This is a genomic window from Streptomyces cyaneofuscatus, from assembly GCF_042718795.1.
GTDB classification, from domain to species: domain Bacteria; phylum Actinomycetota; class Actinomycetes; order Streptomycetales; family Streptomycetaceae; genus Streptomyces; species Streptomyces cyaneofuscatus_A.
Window position 1 is genome coordinate 1 of the sequence record NZ_JBHXOX010000070.1, and the last position, 3,560, is coordinate 3,560.

A 3,560-nucleotide genomic window follows, 5' to 3' on the forward strand; every position below is an offset into this window, starting at 1 on the left:
GCCGTACTCGTCCTGGAGGACGGCCGTGCGTTCCGTGGCCGTGCTTATGGGGCCGTGGGGGAGACCTTCGGCGAAGCGGTGTTCTCCACCGGCATGACCGGCTACCAGGAGACGCTGACCGACCCCTCCTACCACCGCCAGGTCGTCGTCATGACGGCCCCGCACGTCGGCAACACCGGCGTCAACGACGAGGACCCGGAGTCGGGCCGTATCTGGGTTTCCGGTTACGTCGTCCGCGACCCCGCCCGCAAGGCGTCCAACTGGCGCTCGCAGCGCTCGCTGGACGAGGAGCTGGCGGCGCAGGGCGTCGTCGGCATCAGCGGCGTCGACACCCGCGCCCTCACCCGCCACCTGCGCGAGCGCGGCGCGATGCGGGTCGGGATCTTCTCCGGCAACGCGATCGCGGACGAGGGCACACTGCTGGCGAAGGTCCGCCAGGCGCCGGAGATGACGGGCGCGGACCTGTCGGCCGAGGTGGCGACGAAGGAGGCGTATGTCGTTCCGGCGATCGGCACGAAGAAGTTCACGGTCGCGGCGGTGGACCTGGGTATCAAGGGGATGACGCCGCACCGGATGGCTGAGCGGGGTATCGAGGTGCACGTGCTGCCTGCGACGGCGACGTTGGAGGAGGTGTACGGGGTGAAGCCGGACGGTGTGTTCTTCTCCAACGGTCCCGGCGATCCGTCCACCGCCGATCACCCGGTGGCGCTGATGCGCGGGGTGCTGGAGCGGTCGACTCCGCTGTTCGGCATCTGTTTCGGTAACCAGATCCTGGGCCGGGCGCTGGGCTTCGGTACGTACAAGTTGAAGTACGGGCACCGGGGGATCAATCAGCCGGTGCAGGACCGCACCACCGGCAAGGTCGAGGTCACGGCGCACAATCACGGCTTCGCCGTGGATGCCCCGCTGGACAAGGTGTCCGACACCAAGTTCGGCCGTGCTGAGGTCTCCCATGTCTGCCTGAACGACCAGGTCGTGGAGGGGCTCCAGCTCTTGGACCGGCCGGCGTTCAGTGTGCAGTACCACCCGGAGGCGGCGGCTGGTCCGCATGACGCTGCCTACCTGTTCGACCGTTTCGTTTCTCTGATGGAGGGCCAGCGTGCCTAAGCGCTCCGATATCCAGTCCGTCCTGGTCATCGGCTCGGGTCCGATCGTCATCGGCCAGGCCGCCGAGTTCGACTACTCCGGCACCCAGGCCTGCCGGGTCCTGAAGGCGGAGGGCCTGCGGGTCATCCTGGTCAACTCCAACCCCGCCACGATCATGACCGATCCGGAGATCGCGGATGCCACGTATGTGGAGCCGATCACGCCGGAGTTCGTGGAGAAGATCATCGCGAAGGAGCGCCCCGACGCGCTGCTGCCGACGCTGGGTGGTCAGACGGCGTTGAACACGGCGATCTCCATGCACGACAACGGTGTGCTGGAGAAGTACGGGGTCGAGCTGATCGGCGCCAACGTCGAGGCGATCAACAAGGGCGAGGACCGCGACCTGTTCAAGGGCGTCGTCGAAGCCGTCAAGGCCAAGATCGGCTACGGCGAGTCCGCCCGCTCGGTGATCTGCCACACCATGGACGACGTCATCGCCGGTGTCGACACCCTCGGCGGCTACCCGGTCGTGGTCCGCCCGTCCTTCACGATGGGCGGCGCGGGTTCCGGCTTCGCCCACGACGAGGAGGAACTGCGCCGCATCGCCGGCCAGGGTCTCACGCTCTCCCCGACGACCGAGGTGCTCCTGGAGGAGTCGATCCTGGGGTGGAAGGAGTACGAGCTGGAGCTGATGCGTGACCGCAACGACAACGTCGTGGTCGTCTGCTCGATCGAGAACTTCGACCCGATGGGTGTCCATACCGGCGACTCCATCACCGTCGCCCCGGCGATGACCTTGACGGACCGCGAGTATCAGCGGCTGCGGGATGTGGGTATCGCGATCATCCGCGAGGTCGGTGTCGACACCGGTGGCTGCAACATCCAGTTCGCCATCGACCCCACCGACGGCCGGGTCATCGTCATCGAGATGAACCCGCGTGTCTCCCGCTCCTCGGCGCTGGCGTCGAAGGCGACCGGTTTCCCGATCGCCAAGATCGCAGCCAAGCTCGCTGTTGGTTACACGCTGGACGAGATCCCGAACGACATCACGGAGAAGACTCCGGCGTCGTTCGAGCCGACGCTGGACTACGTGGTCGTGAAGGCGCCGCGGTTCGCGTTCGAGAAGTTCCCGTCCGCCGACTCGACCCTCACCACCACCATGAAGTCGGTGGGGGAGGCGATGGCGATCGGCCGGAACTTCACCGAGGCCCTGCAGAAGGCGCTGCGCTCGTTGGAGAAGAAGGGTTCGCAGTTCGCCTTCACCGGCCCGGTCGGTGATAAGACGGAGTTGCTGGCGGAAGCGGTCCGGCCGACCGATGGCCGGATCAACACGGTCATGCAGGCGATCCGGGCCGGTGCGACGCAGGAGGAGGTCTTCGAGTCGACGAAGATCGACCCGTGGTTCGTGGACCAGCTTTTCCTGATCAAGGAGATCGCCGACGAGCTGGCCGCTGCCGACAAGCTCGGTCCTGAGCTGCTCGCGGAGGCGAAGCGGCACGGCTTCTCCGATGTGCAGATCGGTGAGATCCGGGGGCTGCGCGAGGACGTCGTGCGCGAGGTCCGCCATGCGCTGGGGATCCGCCCGGTGTACAAGACGGTTGACACGTGTGCGGCGGAGTTCGCGGCGAGGACGCCGTACTTCTACTCCTCCTACGACGAGGAGTCCGAAGTCGCCCGGCGTACGAAGCCGGCTGTGATCATCCTCGGCTCGGGTCCGAACCGGATCGGGCAGGGTATCGAGTTCGACTACTCCTGCGTCCACGCCTCCTTCGCCCTGTCGGATGCCGGGTACGAGACGGTGATGGTCAACTGCAACCCGGAGACGGTTTCCACGGACTACGACACCTCCGACCGGCTGTATTTCGAGCCGCTCACGCTGGAGGACGTGCTGGAGATCGTGCACGCCGAGTCGCTGGCCGGGCCGATCGCCGGTGTGATCGTGCAGCTCGGCGGCCAGACCCCGCTGGGTCTGTCGCAGGCGCTGAAGGACAACGGTGTTCCGGTCGTCGGTACGTCTCCGGAGGCGATCCACGCCGCTGAGGACCGCGGCGCGTTCGGCCAGGTCCTGGCCGAGGCCGGGCTCCCGGCGCCGAAGCACGGCACCGCGACCACGTTCGCCGGGGCGAAGGCGATCGCGGACGAGATCGGCTACCCGGTCCTGGTCCGCCCGTCCTACGTGCTGGGCGGGCGGGGTATGGAGATCGTGTACGACGAGGCGCGTCTGGAGTCGTACATCGCGGAGTCCACCGAGATCAGCCCCACCCGGCCGGTGCTGGTGGACCGGTTCCTCGACGACGCGATCGAGATCGACGTCGATGCGCTGTACGACGGCAGCGAGCTCTACCTCGGGGGCGTCATGGAGCACATCGAGGAGGCCGGTATCCACTCCGGGGACTCGGCCTGCGCCCTGCCGCCGATCACCTTGGGCGGGTTCGACATCAAGCGGCTGCGCGCCTCCACCGAGGCCATCGCGC

The 3,560-nt window shown here is 67.2% G+C and carries 2 protein-coding genes; both read left to right on the plus strand.

Annotation, left to right across the window (positions count from 1 at the left end; all coding sequences use genetic code 11):
- A partial coding sequence (gene carA, locus ACFWRT_RS37555) for a glutamine-hydrolyzing carbamoyl-phosphate synthase small subunit (protein WP_380956096.1) occupies positions 1-1,107 on the plus strand: 1,107 nt, incomplete at its 5' end.
- Positions 1,100-3,560, plus strand: a 2,461-nt coding sequence (gene carB, locus ACFWRT_RS37560) for a carbamoyl-phosphate synthase large subunit (RefSeq protein WP_380956094.1), incomplete at its 3' end; no start/stop codon positions are given. The genes carA and carB, both read left to right, overlap by 8 nt.